Consider the following 17,563-nt stretch of genomic DNA (forward strand, 5'->3'; position numbering starts at 1 on the left):
TCGACCGTTGTTTAAAAATATGATTTTTTTTTGAATAAAAATAGCTATCTTGCCCAACCCAATTTATTTATTTCAAGGGTATTAGAGTCGTCAGACTTTTTTTTTTACTTTTAAAATGATAACGTTTACATTTTGTAAAAAATTAAAAAATATTGATTGTGTAAGTGGTTGGTATACAAAGTGAATCTCGAATTAAAAATAATGATATGTTTCTAATAAATCGAAATCGTTTCTTGTCTTTTTCCTTGCTGTTTTTCTCTGCGTTTTCAATGCAGGCTGCAGATATTTGGGTAGCAACAAACGGGAATGATGCTAATGAAGGTACAAAAGCAAGTCCGCTGGCTACTGTTCATATGGCATTGCGAAAAGCGAGAGAGTTGCGTCGACTGAAAGATACTTCGATTCAAGGTGGAATTCATATTATTATTAAAGACGGAACTTACTATTTTGATGAACCATTATTCGTAAGACCTGAAGATTCTGGAACTCCGGATAGTCCGACGATTATTGAAGCGGATGTGAATTCAAAGCCTATTTTTAGTGGCGGAATTCCAATTAAAAACTGGAAAAAAACAACTACAGTGATCAATGGCTTGAAAGCAGGAACGGTGTGGGTTGCCGATGCTCCACAGAAAGGAGGCGAAGTAATCAATTACCGTCAACTATGGGTTAATGATTACAAAGCGGTTAGAGCTAAAAGTACAGTCGGGACAACAATGGACCGTATTTTATCTTGGGACAAAACAACAGAAACATGCTGGATTCCATTCAAAGATAAATCGGTAAAATTTGAACCGGGAATGGAAATGTACATTGTACAATGGTGGGCCATTGCTAATTTACGTATTAAAAATATTGAGGTTGTTAAAGACAGCGCCCGACTTTCATTTGAAAAACCGGAAAGTCGTATTCAGAGTGAGCATCCTTGGCCGGCGCCTTGGATTTCTAAAAACAACGGAAATTCGGCATTTTATTTAAACAATGGGATGTCTATGCTTAATGAAGCAGGTGAATGGTATTTGGACAGAAAAAAAGCGAAGATTTATTATATCCCAAGAAAAGGCGAAGATATGACTAAGGCCAAAGTGATCGTACCGGTTTTAGAAAATTTGGTTGAAATAAAAGGAACGATAGATTCACCGGTTCACGACGTAAAATTCAAAGGAATTTCTTTTCAATACAGCAATTGGCTTCGTCCGTCGCAACAGGGACATGTGCCTTTGCAGGCGGGAATGTATTTGCTGGATGCTTACAAATTAAAAATTCCTGGAACACCTAATCAGGCTTCTCTTGAAAATCAGGCTTGGGTAGGACGACCAAGAGCGGCTGTAGAAGTGAATTTTGCTCATAATACTACTTTCGAAGGCTGTCGTTTTGAGCATTTGTCATCTACAGGATTGGATTTGAACAAGGGAACGCATCACAATACCGTTCAGGGAAATTTATTTAAAGACATTGGTGGAAACGGAATTTGTTTAGGAGTATTTTCCGAAGAGCCTTTCGAAGCGCATTTGCCATTACAAGTAAAAGACGAAAGAGAAGTTTGTTCGAATGAACTAGTGGCGGATAATATGATTACTAATGTTGCCAATGAAGATTGGGGTTGTTTAGGTATTGCAGCCGGTTTTGTAAAAAATCTAACGATTGAACACAACGAAATTTCGGATGTGGCTTACAGCGGAATTTCGATGGGGTGGGGTTGGACGCACACCGAAAATGTGATGCGCAACAATAAAATATTGGCTAACAAAATCCATCATTATGCGAAACATCTGCACGATGTTGCGGGGATTTATACGCTTTCTTCTCAGCCGGATAGCCGCATTGAGGAAAATTATATTGACAAAGTCTACAACAGTCCGTATGCGCATGACCCATTCTTGTGGTTGTATCTGTATACTGATGAGGGAAGTCAGCATTTTACTATCAAAAACAACTGGATTCCTATTCAAAAAATCCTTAAAAATAATAACGGCCCTGCCGGGAATATTTGGCAGGATAATAATCAGTTTGTGAGTACTTCGATCAAAGAGAATGCGGGTATACGAGCTCCATTTGCCAACTTGAAAAAAGAAGTAATTGTTGATGAAGCCTGGGGATTACAGGAAATGCCACAGTCAGTAGCCTTGGAATTGGTGGGTAAAGATTTGGATGTTGCTAAAATTAAATCGACAATTAAAGGTTTTAGAATCGTAGGTGAAGAATTGTACCAATGGGAAAATCATTTGGTGATTTATGGTTTAATGAATCAACCGGAACGAGTGAAAAAGAAATTGGCTTTGGCTTTCCCTGATTTGAAAATTAAAGTGTACGAAAAACCAGTTTACGATTTCCAAAATTTTGAAAGATGCCCGAATTCCAAACCGGCATCAGAATGGGAAAATATCGTGTTGACAGCCAATTTGGTAGATGACCCAAAAATGCAACAGGAATATCTGGATTATCACACAACTCAATTTGAAAAATGGCCGGAAATAGCCAAAGGTTTCTGTAATGCCGATTTCCAACAATTACAGGTGTTTAAAAATGGTCGCCAATTGATGTTGATTATCAGCATTCCAAAAGGTGAAGATTTAGACAAATTAAATCCAAAAACAACTGAAAATATTCCGCGAGTGGACGAGTGGAATGCTTTGATGAAAAAGTACCAAACCGGAATTGAAGATGCAAAAGCCGGTGAAACCTGGATTTTTTTAAAGAAAATAGAAAAGTAATATAGCCACAAATTCACGAATGAAAATTTATAAACTCTTGAAATGATTTCACAAATTAAGTTGGTGAAATTTAAAAGAGCAAATTAGAAGAAAACATTAGTGAATTCGTGGCAAACACAAATAATTAAATAAAAAGTAACCGATGTTAAAAATAGCCATTTTAGGTCTTGGAGAAGGACGAAGTACCATGTCGGCAGCTCTTGAAAGTAGCAAATTAGAATTGGTAAAAGTATGTGACAGAAATGAAGAATTGTGCAAGCAAAGAGCTAAGGAATTTGATTTTCCACACTACACCACCAATTATGATGATTTGTTACAAGACGAAGCTATTGATATTATTGCTATTTATACACCGGATCATTTACATGCCGAGCATGTAAAACAGGCTTTGTTACACGGAAAGCATGTGGTTTGTACCAAACCTTTTATTGATGATCTTTCAGATGCTAAGGAATTATTGGAACTGAGTGAGAAGACCGGTAAAAAAGTTTTCGTAGGTCAAAGTTCCCGTTTCTTTGAGCCGGCTAAACGACAAAGAAAAGATTTCGAAGCAGGAGTAATTGGAGATTTGATTACTATCGAATCGCATTATCATGCCGACCACCGTTGGTTTTTAAAGAAAGAATGGTCTTTGTTACAATCGTTCAAATGGTTATATGGAGGTTTAAGTCATCCTGTGGATTTCATTCGTTGGTATTTACCTAATATCGAAGAAGTAATGGGTTACGGAATGATTAGTAGTAATGGGAAAACAGCAGGTTTAAAAAATGAAGATACGATGCACTTTATTTTCAAAGCGACTGATGGTAGAATTGCACGTGTAAGTGGAGTATATACTTCGCCAACACAACCTACCAAAAGAGACAGCGGAATGTCGGTTATCTTAAGAGGTACTGAAGGAGCTAGTCAGGCTGATTATCATGAATTGCGTTATTCGGTTACGGATAAAGAAGGAGAAGAAAGAATCATTCATTGGGGTGATGCTACGATTAAATATTACTTCCGTTTTGAAGGACAAAGTCATCATGGTGGAGAATACCAAAACTATTTGGAATATTTTGCTGATAGTATCGAACAAGGATTCACGGCTTGTCCGGATATGAAAGAAGGAATTGGAACGGTGGCTTTATTGCAGGCTATGGACAAAACTTTACAAACCGGAATGCCGGTGAAAATTGCTGACGTTTTAAAAGAATATAACCTATGAATAATTCCATCTACGAAAAATTAACTGCTTTAGACTTTATCATTGTCGCTGTTTATTTGGTGATATTATTGGTTATTGGATACATCGTAAGTGTCAAGCAAAGCAAAAAGAATGAGACGCTTTTTATGGCGGGAAATTCATTAAACTGGTACAACATCGGATTCAACATGTGGGGAACCAATGTAGGACCTTCCTCGTTATTAGCTTTTGCCAGTATTGGTTATGCAACTGGAATTGTTGCCGGAAATTTCGAATGGTATGCTTTTGTGTTTTTACTGTTATTAGCTATTGTTTTTGCACCAAGATATATTGCCAGTAAAGTAAGTACGATGCCCGAATATATGGGAAAACGCTATGGCGATAGTACACAAACTATTTTGGCTTGGTACGCTATGGTTAAAATTTTGGTGAGTTGGTTGTCTTTAGGATTATTCAGTGGCGGAATTTTGGTGCGTCAAATTTTAGGAATCCCAATGTGGCAAAGTGTAACCGTATTGGTGATTTTCTCAGGAATTTTTACCTATGCCGGTGGATTAAAAGCGATTGCAAAAGTGAATGTGTTTCAGATGATTTTGTTAATTGTAGTTTCACTTACCTTATCCTATTTGGGTTTACAAAAAGTAGGAGGAATCGATGCTTTGATAGCCAAAACACCAAGTAATTTTTGGAATTTAGTTCGTCCTGCCGATGATTCTCATTATCCTTGGCCTGCTATTTTATTGGGTTATCCAGTAGCAGCGGTCGCTTTCTTTTGTACTGATCAATCGATGGTACAAAGTGTATTGGGAGCTAAGAATTTAGAACAAGGACAATTGGGTGTGAATTTCATCGGATGGTTAAAAGTAATGGCATTACCATTGTTTATTTTACCGGGAATCCTTTGTTCGGTTTTATATCCGGAATTGGGTAAAAACTCCGATTTGGCTTATATGACTATGGTGACTAATTTATTCCCTAGCGGAATGAATGGTTTGGTTATTTGTGTGATGATTGCGGTTTTAGTAGCTACAATCGGTTCATCATTGAATGCTTTAAGTACCGTTTTTACTAATGATATTTATGTAAAAAAAATCAATCCGGAAGCTTCTATTCAGCAACAAATTAAAATTGGGCGTATTACAATTGGAGCAGGATGTGTTTTTGCTATTCTAATTGCAGTGGCTATTGATAACATCAAAGGACAGAATTTATTCAATATTTTCCAGGCTGTTTTAGGATTCTTAGCGCCTTCTTTATCGGTTGTATTCTTACTAAGTGTTTTCTGGAAACGTACTACAAAGAAAGCGGTTAACGCAATCTTATCATGGGGTTCGGCTTTTAGTTTGTTTGTGGGAGTTTTGTATTTATGGATTTTCCCGGCTGATGAGTACGCAATTTGGCCACACTTTTTATTAATCTCATTTTACATTTTCGCTGTTTTATTGGTATCTGCGATGCTTATTTCTTTGACGGATAAAAATCCGGAAACCAATTTTGTTAGTGAAACGGATATTCCTAAAACAAGTAATAGAGTTAAAATTTTATTCGCCTTGTTAGGATTAGCCATTTTAAGTTTATACCTCATTTTTAATTTCAATTAATATGATGAAAATATTTCCTTCTTTGAGTCAGCGTTTTAGGACGATTGTTTGCTTAGGAACATTATTGCTTTTGTCCGAAGCGGCTTCGGCTCAAACCTGGATTTGGTATCCGGGCGATTTTGAAGTTTGGTTAAGCAATAAAATGCAGGTAAGACGTACAGAACGCGAAGCGGTATTTCCACCACTTTGGCAATATTATAGTCCGTATGCACTAGTTACTTTTCAAACAGAAGTAGATATTCCGCAAGCCGATGAGGTGAAAATCTATTCCGAAGGACCTTTTCAGTTACTTTTAGATGGAGTTCAAATTTACGGACAACCAAAATCATTAAAAATTCCAGCCGGTAAGCATAAAATTTCTTTTAAAGTATACAATCAGGAAGTACTGCCTGCTATTTATATTGCTGGTAAATATGTGAAATCGGATGCATCCTGGAAGGTGACCAATGAAGACAAATTGTGGATTGACGAAAACGGAAAAGCACAGCAATCCGGAACACCATGGGTGCCTGTTGGTTCTTGGAATTTCAATACTCCGGAAAACAAACCTTCACAGTTTAAACTAACAACTACACCTTGGTACACTAAAAAAACAGAAAAGACAGCAGCGGGTCAGTTGGTTGATTTTGGCAAAGAAACCTTTGGTTATATCAAGATTCATGGTTTAAAAGGAAAAGGGAAAGTTGCCTTGTATTACGGGGAATCTCGAGAAGAAGCATTGGATACAGCCAAATGTGAAACCTTAGACCATTTAACTTTTGACGGAAATCAATCAGAAACCTACACACATAATGGGTCGAAGGCATTTCGTTATGTTCAGGTGAAAGCGGATCCAATGGTAAAATATGATTCGATTTCGATGCTTTACGAATATTTACCTTTACAATATCGTGGTTCATTCAAATCTTCGGACCAACAATTAAATAAAATATGGGATGTTTCGGCTTATACGATGCATTTAACCTCTCGCGAATTTTTTATTGACGGAATCAAACGTGACCGTTGGGTTTGGTCAGGCGATGCCTATCAAAGTTATTTGATGAATTACTATTTGTTCTTTGATTCGGCTTCGGTTGAGCGAACACTTTTGGCACTTCGTGGTAAAGAACCTGTAACAGCGCATATTAATATTATTATGGATTATTCCTTGTATTGGTTTGTAGGTGTTTACGATTATTATTTGCATACTGGGGACAAGAAATTTATCCAAACTTTTTATCCTCGAATGAAATCCTTGATGGAATTCTGTTTGAAAAGAAGAAATACTAACGGATTCTTGGAGCCTTTAGAAGGGGATTGGGTTTTTATTGACTGGGCAGACGGATTACCTAAAACCGGGGAGGTGAGTTTTGAGCAAATGCTTTTAGCAAGAAGTTTAGAAGCTATGGCGGTTAGTGCCGAAATTGCAGGTGAAAAAGAAGATCAAACGCAGTATCAAAAACTGGCAGCTGATTTAAAAACCAAATTATTCGATGTGTTTTGGGATAAAAACCAAAACGTGATGAAGCACCAGCGAATCAATGGTAAAATGCAGGATATCGTGACCCGCTACGCGAATATGTTTGGTATTTTCTTTAACTATTTTAATGAAGAACAAAAGCAAAGTATCAAAAATAAGGTGTTGTTGAATAATGATATTCTTAAAATCACAACTCCCTATATGCGTTTCTATGAGCTGGAAGCCTTGTGTGCCATGGGCGAACAAGATTATGTGTTGAAAGAAATGAAGGATTACTGGGGAGGAATGTTAAAAGAAGGTGCCACTTCTTTTTGGGAAGAATACAACCCAAACAAAAAAGGAACGGAACATTTAGCCATGTATGGGCGTCCATATGGAAAAAGTCTTTGCCACGCCTGGGGTTCCAGCCCGATTTATTTGTTAGGGAAATATTATTTGGGAGTAAAACCAACTGCTCCGGGATATGCTCAATATGAAATCAAGCCGAATTTAGGTAGTTTACAATGGATGGAAGGTAAAGTGCCAACACCAAAAGGTGAAGTGGCCTTGTATGTGAGTCAATCGGAGATAAAAGTGAAAGCAGTTGAAGGTGAAGGAAAACTGATTATTGAAAGTAAAAGCAAACCAAAAACCAACTCGGGAACGATTGTTGTGTTAGGGAAGAACAAATATCAGTTAACAATTCAACCTAATGTTGCTTATCAAATTAGTTACAAAGCTTTATAATTTATGAATCTATCAAAACTACATAAGTGTTTTTCAGCACTATTTATTTTCATTGCACCTGTTTTTGTGATTGCACAAAATCAGGAGTTGAAGGCTGTTTCGTATACCGTTGCAACAAAGAAACTGCAAACCTATACCATGCAACAATATGCACATGTGTTTTTGGGTAGCAAGCACAATGTAGTGGGTTTTGCACCGGAACTTAAAGGCTTAAAATCGGTTCGCCTTCCACTTGAAACTTATAAAAATGGAACTCATGAAGCATTGCGATTAAATTTTTCGCATAATTCAAAATTATTAGTTGGAATTTTTAAAGACAGCTCTTCAGATTATTTACAACCCAATCAATTAGGAAAAGCACAATTAGTTATTCAAAATGGAGTTACAGTTACCGGACTTCCGGCAGTTGATGTTTATGCTTTAGATTTTAGTAAAGGAATCCAAACGGTTTTAGCCAATCAAAAAGGTTTATTTATGGTAATAGGTGCTGTAAATAATACACCTCCTTTGGTGCAAACCGATGCTAAAATGTTAGATGGAAGACAATGGAATCCAACTTATATTATTGAAGATTTTTCAGATGAAAAACCTTTGTTTGAAATTATAGGTGGTGAAAATGCGCCTGTAATTGATGAAGGATTCCCAGGAACGGAGGGTATTCAGGGTGGTTTTGAAGGTGGCCGTGTGGTAAAAGTGGGTGATACTTATCATATGTTTCCAACTGAAAGAGCCGGTGAAAAAGGAATCGAAATGTACTATGACCGTGTGAAAACAAAAATCGGACATTGGATCAGTAAAGATGCCATTCACTGGAAACGTGAATCGACTATTTTGCAAGCCAGTGGTACTTATGCAATTACCGAAGACGATAATCCAATGAATGACCGTCGTGCGGCAATTTGGTCGTACATGCCTGTTTTTAACGAAAAAGCAAACAAATGGTATGGCTATTATTTAGCTTATACGGTTCACAAAGAAATTGAGCCGAATCATTCCTTTGGGCGTATCTGGCGTTGTGAATCTACTGTGGAGGGAATCAATGGAATTGCCGGACCCTACAAGGATATGGGTATCATTATGGAACCGGGACTGAACTCACAACCTTGGGAAGGGCGTCAAGGAGTAGCTTCCTTTTTTCCCTATCAGGTGGGGGATAAATTTTATGGTTTTTATAGTGGCGCTTATCCTTTTGCTTCCTGGGCGGATTATCCAAAAAAGTCGGGTAAAGGATGGTTTGTGGCTTTGGCGGAATCGAATAGTTTAGAGGGGCCTTGGACAAGATTAAATAAAGGTTTGGAACCTATTAAAACCATTCATCCTCGATTTGTAGAAAATCCTATTGTGAGTCAGTTGCCAAATGGTTTATACATCGCCATTTTTGACGGAGGGCCGGAAGGTTGGGGACATCATTTACCCAATATGATGGGCTATACACTTTCCAAAGATGGAGTGAATTGGAGTGAAGCAAGATATATTCCGATAGAAACAAAAGTGAAAAAATGGTGGGATATCATGCGTACTCCTTTGTGTTTAATATCTGAAGGAAATGATGTGTATACGATTGTTTACAATGCGATCGATTTGAAAAAAAGATTTCACCCAACAGGAATGGTAAAATTGAAATTGAATCGTGAGGTGATGGAGCAGAGATTGAAAGAATTGAAATAATTTATGGGACACAGATTTTACAGATTCGACGGATTAACACAGATTCTAGTTAAATCAGCGATAATCGATTTAATCCGTGTCATCAGTGATCCATTAAAATTAATAAAATGAAAAAAATAATAATTGCCTTTTTAGCTTTTACAGTAATTGGTTGCGCGACCCATTACAAGAAAAGAGAAATTACCGATGCAGTAATGAACGAAATTTACAATGAAATCAAAACGCCTTATAAATACGGTTTAGTAATGGTGCCAACAGACAATTCCTATAAAATGGATTGCCCTTCGGTTTTTAGAAAAGAAGGCAAATGGTTCATGACTTATTTGATTTATGATGGTCGTGGTTATGAAACCTGGTTGGCTGAAAGTGATGATTTATTGCATTGGAAACATTTAGGCAAAGTGATGTCTTTTTCTAAAGATGAAAAGGAATGGGATGTGAACCAAAAAGCGGGATATATTTCGTTGCAAGATTATACTTGGGCTGGAAGTTATGAATGGAAAAAATACGATGGGAAATATTGGATGAGTTATTTTGGTGGAAATACTACGGGTTATGAAGCCGGAGTCTTATCCATTGGAATGGCTTATACCAAAGAAGCGCCGACAAAAGCACATGAATTTGAACGTTTGCCAAAACCGGTTCTAACGCCAAAAGACAAAGATGTCAGTTTTTGGGATAACAGTACAATGTACAAAAACTCGGTTATTGAAGACAAAGAGCGTATCACAGGAAGTAAATTTATCATGTATTATAACGCCCGAGGCGATAGTTTGAATCCTGCTAAAGGAGCGGAACGCATTGGAATGGCCGTTTCAAATGATATGAAAACCTGGAAAAGATACGGCAAAAAGCCATTTTTAAATCACCATAGAGGGATTACAGGAGATGCTTATATTCAACGAATCAATGATACCTGGGTGATGTTTTATTTCGGAGCTTTTTGGAGAGATTGGAATCAGGGAGCATTCAATCGTTTTGCTGTTTCGAATGATTTAGTCAACTGGAAAGAATGGAAAGGAGATAATTTAATTGAGTCTTCGGAACCTTATGATAATATGTTTGCGCACAAATCATTTGTTGTAAAACATAACGGAATTGTGTACCATTTTTATTGTGCGGTAAACAAGGCGGAACAAAGAGGAATTGCTGTGGCTACTTCCAAGGATTTAGGCAAAAGCCAAATGAACTTTGTAGCTCCTCCGGAAAAGAAGAATTAAGAATTAAGAATTAAGAATTTGATTAATCATCTATTAATTCTAAAAGAAAAAACTATGGTCAATTTTCATCAAAATAATTTAATCAGAAAGGCTTTGAATTTCTCAGGAATTTTAAGCTCAATTCTTTTTTACCTAAAGGTCTTAATACATAGTTCTTCGTACTTAATACTGTTTTTAATACTTCCTTTTGCTGCCAATGCCCAATTAGTGACCGGTGAACCTGCCGGTGTGCCAAGAGTGCCTCAAAAATTCATTGATAATCCTTGGGAAAACCCAATGGTTACCAGTATTAATCGGGAACCCGCAAGAGCAACCGCTTATTCGTATGCTACTGTAGCCGATGCTTTAGAAGGTAATAGAGCTAAAAGCAGAATCAAAATATTGAATGGAGATTGGGATTTTAAATTTGCCAAAAACCTTCAAGAAGCACCACAGGATTTTTATAAAAATGAAGTGAAAGGCTGGGATAAAATCGAAGTGCCTTCGAATTGGGAAATGAAAGGCTACGGAATGGCAATTTACAAAAGCGCTGTCTATTCGTTCCGACCTGTAAATCCTCCTTTTGTACCTCAGGATGATAATCCAGTTGGTTCGTACCAACGCAAATTTACCGTTCCTGATAACTGGAATGGCATGAATGTCAGCCTTCATTTTGGAGGAGTGAGTTCGGCATTTCAGGTTTGGCTTAATGGAGATTTTGTGGGTTACGGTGAAGATAGCTGTAATTCGTCCGAATTCAATATTACACCTTATCTTAAAAAAGGGGAGAATATTTTATCAGTGCGTGTTTTCCGTTACAGCGATGGCTCTTATTTAGAAGATCAGGACCACTGGCGTTTGAGCGGAATTCAGCGTGAAGTTTATATTATGGCTGAGCCAAAACTGCGTATTGCCGATTTCTTTTATCAAACCAAATTAGACAAACAATATAAAGACGCAGTTTTCCAATTACGTCCACGTTTAGACAATTTTACGGGTGATACCATCAAAAATCAAACTTTTGAAGTGCAATTGTATGATGTGCAAAACAAGCCTCTTTTTGAGAAAGCTTTAGTTCGAAAAGCTTCTGAAATTATCGAAGAAGTTTCGCCTCGTTTGGATAAAGTACGTTTTGGATTCTTTCAGGAAACCATTAAAAACCCTTTGAAATGGAGTGCCGAAAAACCGAATCTGTACACCTTAGTCATGACACTTAAAAATGCTGATGGAAGCATTAGTGAAGTAAAAAGTTGTAAACTAGGATTCCGTTCAATCGAATTTTCGAAAGAGAATGGAAAAATGCTCATCAATGGAAAAGAAACCTATGTATATGGGGTAAATCATCACGGACATCATCCTGCTAAAGGCGAAGCTGTAAGTCATGAGGATTTAGAGGAAGATGTGAAAGTGATGAAGAAATTTAATTTCAATTTTGTACGTACGAGCCATTTCCCGGATGATCCTTATTTCTATGAATTATGTGATAAATACGGTTTGATGGTGATGGACGAAGCCAATTTGGAAACCCATGGATTAGGCGGACATTTAAGTAACGACCAAACATGGACAGCTGCTTATATGGAGCGCATGACCCGTATGGTGCATCGTGATAAAAACCACCCAAGTATTGTGATGTGGAGTTTGGGTAACGAAGCCGGAAAAGGACCTAATCATGCTGCTATGGCGGGCTGGACACACGATTATGATATCACTCGTCCGGTACATTATGAACCGGCGCAGGGAAATCCAAGATTAGACGGTTACATTGATCCTTTAGATCCTCGATATCCAAAAACAGTTGACCATTCGCACCGCTTTGAAAATCCACAGGACGAACCTTATGTGGATATGGTGAGTCGTTTTTATCCAGGAGTTTTTACGTCTAAGTTTTTAGTAGACCAAAAGAAAGATACCCGTCCCATTTTGTTTGTCGAATATTCGCATTCTATGGGGAATTCTACAGGAAATTTAAAAGAATTATGGGATGAATTCCGTTCCACTCCTCGTGTAATTGGAGGATGTATTTGGGATTTAAAAGATCAAGGCTTACTTCGTAAAGATCCAAAAACGGGTCAGGAATATTTTGGTTATGGTGGTGATTTTGGAGAGAAAAAACACGACGGAAACTTCAATATCAATGGATTAATTGCACCTGACGGAAGACCTAAGGCAGCCATGTATGAGAACAAATGGATTTATCAACCTGCCACTTCTACTTTAGGTAAGGATTATAAACTAAAGATTCATAACCGTCAAACAGTTCAAAATTTAGCCGAATTTATTCCTGTTTTGAAAGTTTTAGAAGACGGGAATGTTGTGAAAGAAGTAGTTTTGAAACCAATGGATATTCCTGCAGGAACGGATTTGGTTTTAGACGTGAAGTCTTATTTGCCGAAGATGAAAAAGGATTCGGAGTATTTCTTGAATATCGAATTCCGATTGTCGAAAGACGAATTTTGGGCAGCAAAAGGCTATCCAGTAGCTACCGATCAATTTTTGTTACAAAAGAAAACCGAAGTAACTTTGGCGGAAGCCAAACAAAAAGGGAAGTTATCCGAAACAATGGAGGCTTATACCATCAACGGAACGGATTTCAGTATCAATATTGCTAAAGCTAACGGAGCCTTAAGTTCGTATATGTACAAAGGAAAAGAACAAGTAAAAGCACCATTATTGCCTAATTTCACGCGTTCTCTAACGGATAATGACCGTAAAGGTTGGAAACCGCATAAACTAATGAAGCAATGGTATACAGCCAAACCAATTTTGAAAAATTGCAATGTTGAGCAAGCTGCTTCAGGAGTAAAAATTAGTAGCGAATACGAAATTATCAAAGACAGTGCTCAGGTGAAAGTAGTTTATAACATCAATGGAAACGGAATTATAAAAGTAGATTATCAGTTAAACGCTTCCGCAAAATTGCCTCACATTCCTAGAATCGGAATGCAAATGGGAATCAACAAAGAGTACGAACAGATTTCCTGGTATGGAAAAGGCGAATTAGAAAATTACTGTGACCGTAGTTTTGGATTTACGGTGGGTAAATATTCCTTGCCAATTGACAAATTCATTGAGCCTTATGTAAAACCGCAGGAAAACGGAAACCGTATGGAAGTGCGTTGGATGGCTTTTACAAATTCAAATAAAAACACAGGTTTGCTGGTGATGGAAGCTAATAAGTTATTAAATATGAGTGCCTGGCCTTATACCCAACAAAATTTAGACGAAGCCAAACACACCTTCGACTTGGTTAATCCGGGCTTCCTTACAGCAAATATTGATTTAATGCAGATGGGTGTGGGAGGAAATGATAGCTGGTCGCCGGTGGCTGCGCCTTTAGAAAAATACCAAATCCCTTCGGGAGATTATAATTATAGTTTCTACTTAGTTCCTTTTGTAGAAGCGAAAAACGGATTGGAAACTAATTTGAAGAAATTAAAGTATTAATGAGTCATTGCGAGGAACGAAGCAATCACACTTAGGTGTTTTTGTTATGAGATTCCTCGTTCCTCGGAATGACAGAACAATAACAATAATGCTCAATAAAAAAATCATCTTTCTTTTTTTGTTTTTTGTGGGAATGCTTTCCGCACAGGAAATTAGTAAGAAAGAGAATAGCTTTTTTCAACCCACTATCGAATCCTCAAAACCTTGGGTGTATTGGTATTGGATGAAATCGGCTTATTCTAAAGTGGGCATCACCGCCGATTTAGAAGCCATGAAACAAGCCGGAATTGAAGGTGCGTATCTGATGACCATCAAAGGTCCAAGCGAACCGCCTTTGATTAATCCACCTGTATTGCAATTGAGTGCTGAGTTTTGGGATATGGTGCGTTGGGCATTTATTGAAGGAGATAGATTAGGTGTTAAACTGGCTTTCCATGCTGCCGATGGTTTTGCAGTGGCTGGAGGACCTTGGATTACTCCGGAAATGTCGATGCAAAAAGTAGTTTGGTCCACAACGGAATTCATAGGAGGGAAAAAGAAAATAGTACAATTGTCTGTTCCTGCACATTACAAGGACTATTATAAAGACATTGCCACTTTTGCTATTCCGATTCAAGAATTCGAAAGTAATTCGCAAATACAATTGCCTAAGGTAACTGTTTCCAATGGGGAAGAGGCTTCTTTTCTGGCGGATGCTAAGAAAGACGGCAATTTGAAAATTGCTACTAAAGGTTGGATTCTATACGAATTTGAGAAACCATTTTTGTGCCGAAATATTAAGATTGAAACCAAAGGATTGGATTTTCAGGCGCAACGATTGATTATTGAAACCAGTAATGATGGAGTCAATTTTGCCTTTCATCAACGATTGCAGCCACCTCGTCAAGGTTGGCAAAATACCGATTATGGGACGACATTTGCCATTAAACCAACAACGGCCAAGTATTTCCGATTTGTTTTTGATCCAGCTGGAACCGAACCCGGAGCAGAAGATTTGGATTTTGCCAAGTGGAATCAGGCGAATTTAAAAGTGAGTAAAATCACGCTTTCAAATCAATCTTTGATTGATAATTACGAAGGGAAATCGGGAGCAGTTTGGAGACTGAGTCCAACAACTTCAACCGAATATATTCCAAATACGGATGCTTTCGCAAAAGCTTCAATAATTAATGTGAGCCAATTTGTGGATACCGATGGCAATTTGAATTGGAAAGCACCAAAAGGAAAATGGAAAATTATCCGAATGGGACATACTTCAACAGGTCACGAAAATGCTACTGGTGGAGCTGGAAAAGGCTTGGAAGTGGACAAATTCAATCCGGAGTTGATTCGTTTTCAATTGGATCATTGGTTTGGGGAGGCCGTTCGTACCGCAGGTCCGGAGTTAACTTCAAGAGTGTTGCGCATTTTACATTTGGATAGCTGGGAATGTGGCAGTCAGAACTGGTCTGCAGTTTTTCAAAGCGAATTCAAAAAACGACGCGGTTATGATGTAGTGGATTATTTGCCGGTTATGGCAGGAATTCCGATTGAAAATATAGATTTTTCAGAGAAAGTATTGTACGATGTTCGTAAAACCATAGCCGACTTAGTAGCGGATAATTTCTTCGAAACGGTAGCGAATATTGCCAAAGAAAATAATCTAAAATTCAGTTCCGAAAATGTGGCGCCAACGATGATGAGTGATGGTTTACTGCATTTTAAATATGTGGATTATCCAAGTGGGGAATTTTGGTTAAAAAGCCCAACCCACGATAAACCATTTGATATGTTAGACGCTATTTCGGGAGGACATATTTATGGAAAAGACATCATTCAGGCGGAAGCTTTTACGGCTTTACGAATGGATTGGGACGAACATCCGGGGAATTTGAAAACGCTGGCCGACAGCAATTATGCTTTAGGGATTAACCGTTTTTTCTACCATGTTTTTGTGCACAATCCTTGGTTGGACAGAAAACCGGGAATGACTTTGGATGATATTGGTTCGTTTTTTCAGCGTGACCAAACTTGGTGGAAACCCGGAAAAGCTTGGTTTGAGTATTGTCAAAGAGTGCAATTCCAATTACAAAAAGGGAAACCGGTAGTGGATTTGGCTGTTTTTATTGGCGAAGATTTGCCTTCTCGTTCTTTAGTTCCGGATCGATTGTTTCCTTTTGTACCCAATGTTTTTGGCGAAGCTAGAGTAAAAAGCGAAAAAATCCGTTTGGAAAATGAAGGTCAGCCAACGACTAAAATGCCAAAAGAAGTGACCTATTCTAAAAATGACACCGATTTGTCCGAATGGGTAAACCCAATGAACGGTTACCAATACGATTCTTTCAATGCCGATGTTTTGGTAAATCGTGCCAAAGTGGTGAATGGTAAAGTAAGTTTCGATGGAGGAATTGAATACGGCGCTTTATTGTTTCCGGGAAGCAGAAGAATGGCGCCTAACAAAGTTATTTCTTTGGCTGTAGCCGAAAAAATATTGGCATTGGTAAAAGAAGGGGCAACAGTATTCATTAATGAAAAACCAATCGCAGCACCAAGTTTTCAAACCGAAGCCGAAGCTAAAAAATGGCAGGCAGTTGTAGATGAATTATGGTCGAATGCCAATCAGCAATTAGGAAAAGGCAAAGTGGTTAAATTGCCATTTTTGGATAATGATTTTTCTAAAATTGGAATTGATGCTGATGTGTTGTTTGAAGATGCTCAAAATCCAGACAGAGCTTCAATCGCCTGGACGCACCGAAGAAGCGCTGACGAAGAGATTTATTTTATTTCGAATCAGTTAGAAAAGCAACGCAGCCTTCATTTGTCATTTCGCGAAAGCGGAAAAATTCCGGAATTATACAATCCGGTAACCGATGAAACGATTGTTTTGAAACAATGGAAAGTGGAGAATGGTAGAACGATAATTCCTCTAGAATTGGATAAAAATGAATCTTGTTTTATTATTTTTAAAGAGAAAACGACTTTAACTACTGCTGAAAATGGTTCGAATGTAGCCAACTTCAAAACTATTAAAACGCTAGACGAAAACTGGAATTTACAATTTGATACTGCGTTCAAAGGACCTGAAAAAGTCTTGAAAATCAATAAATTGTTTGATTGGAGTGCTTCTTTGGATGAGAATATTAAATACTATTCAGGAACAGCTGTGTACTCAAAAGAATTTGTTTGGGATGGAAAAGATAAAGAAGCAGTGTATTTGAATGTAGGTTCGATTGCTAATTTGGCTGAAGTAACCCTAAACGGTATAGATTGCGGGACGATTTGGACTTTCCCATATCGTACCCAAATTTCGAAAGCTTTGAAAAAAGGGAAAAACACTCTGATGATTAAAGTGACCAATACTTGGGCGAATCGATTAATTGGTGACCAAAAATTACCTGAAAAAGACCGATTGACTTGGACATTGGCAAGATACCGATTAGTTGAAAGTGAAAATTTATTAAAAGCAGGTTTGTTAGGACCGGTGACTTTAGAAATTAAAAAATAAGTCATGGGAAAGTCATTGCGAGCGTAGCGAAGCAATCTCATAACGAGAGCAACTACTGTGATTGCTTCGTTCCTCGCAA

At 37.8% G+C, this 17,563-nt stretch carries 8 protein-coding genes; all 8 read left to right on the plus strand.

The window, feature by feature from the left end:
- Positions 1–206 precede the first annotated feature (206 nt).
- The 8 genes from ACFPTQ_RS03450 (at position 207) to ACFPTQ_RS03485 (ending at position 17,484) form a co-directional block, all read left to right on the plus strand.
- Complete coding sequence (locus tag ACFPTQ_RS03450; protein ID WP_379773898.1) at positions 207–2,714, plus strand: L-rhamnose mutarotase; 2,508 nt, start codon at positions 207–209, stop codon at positions 2,712–2,714.
- Positions 2,715–2,856: 142 nt separating this feature from the next.
- Positions 2,857–3,921 (plus strand): Gfo/Idh/MocA family protein, encoded by a 1,065-nt coding sequence (locus tag ACFPTQ_RS03455; RefSeq protein WP_379773900.1) that lies wholly within the window; start codon positions 2,857–2,859, stop codon positions 3,919–3,921.
- Positions 3,918–5,501 carry a sodium:solute symporter gene (locus tag ACFPTQ_RS03460; protein WP_379773902.1) on the plus strand — a complete coding sequence of 528 codons (1,584 nt, stop codon included), beginning with the start codon at positions 3,918–3,920 and terminating at the stop codon, positions 5,499–5,501. Before ACFPTQ_RS03455 ends, ACFPTQ_RS03460 begins: the two co-directional genes overlap by 4 nt.
- A 1-nt stretch (position 5,502) precedes the next feature.
- Positions 5,503–7,686, plus strand: coding sequence for a family 78 glycoside hydrolase catalytic domain (locus ACFPTQ_RS03465; protein ID WP_379773904.1), 2,184 nt, complete (start codon positions 5,503–5,505; stop codon positions 7,684–7,686).
- A 3-nt stretch (positions 7,687–7,689) separates the two neighbouring features.
- A complete protein-coding gene (locus ACFPTQ_RS03470) occupies positions 7,690–9,354 on the plus strand; it encodes a hypothetical protein (RefSeq protein ID WP_379773906.1) in 1,665 nt (554 codons plus the stop codon).
- Between the two features lie 107 nt (positions 9,355–9,461).
- On the plus strand, positions 9,462–10,574 hold the full coding sequence (locus ACFPTQ_RS03475; protein ID WP_379773909.1) for a glycosylase: 1,113 nt from the start codon (positions 9,462–9,464) through the stop codon (positions 10,572–10,574).
- Positions 10,575–10,628: 54 nt separating this feature from the next.
- A complete protein-coding gene (locus ACFPTQ_RS03480; protein WP_379773911.1) occupies positions 10,629–14,000 on the plus strand; it encodes a glycoside hydrolase family 2 TIM barrel-domain containing protein in 3,372 nt (1,123 codons plus the stop codon).
- A gap of 88 nt (positions 14,001–14,088) precedes the next feature.
- Entirely contained in the window at positions 14,089–17,484 is a 3,396-nt protein-coding gene (locus ACFPTQ_RS03485; protein WP_379773914.1) for a glycosyl hydrolase, read from the plus strand.
- Positions 17,485–17,563 lie beyond the last annotated feature (79 nt).

It is taken from the genome of Flavobacterium sp. GCM10022190 (assembly GCF_042656445.1).
GTDB lineage: Bacteria > Bacteroidota > Bacteroidia > Flavobacteriales > Flavobacteriaceae > Flavobacterium > Flavobacterium nitratireducens.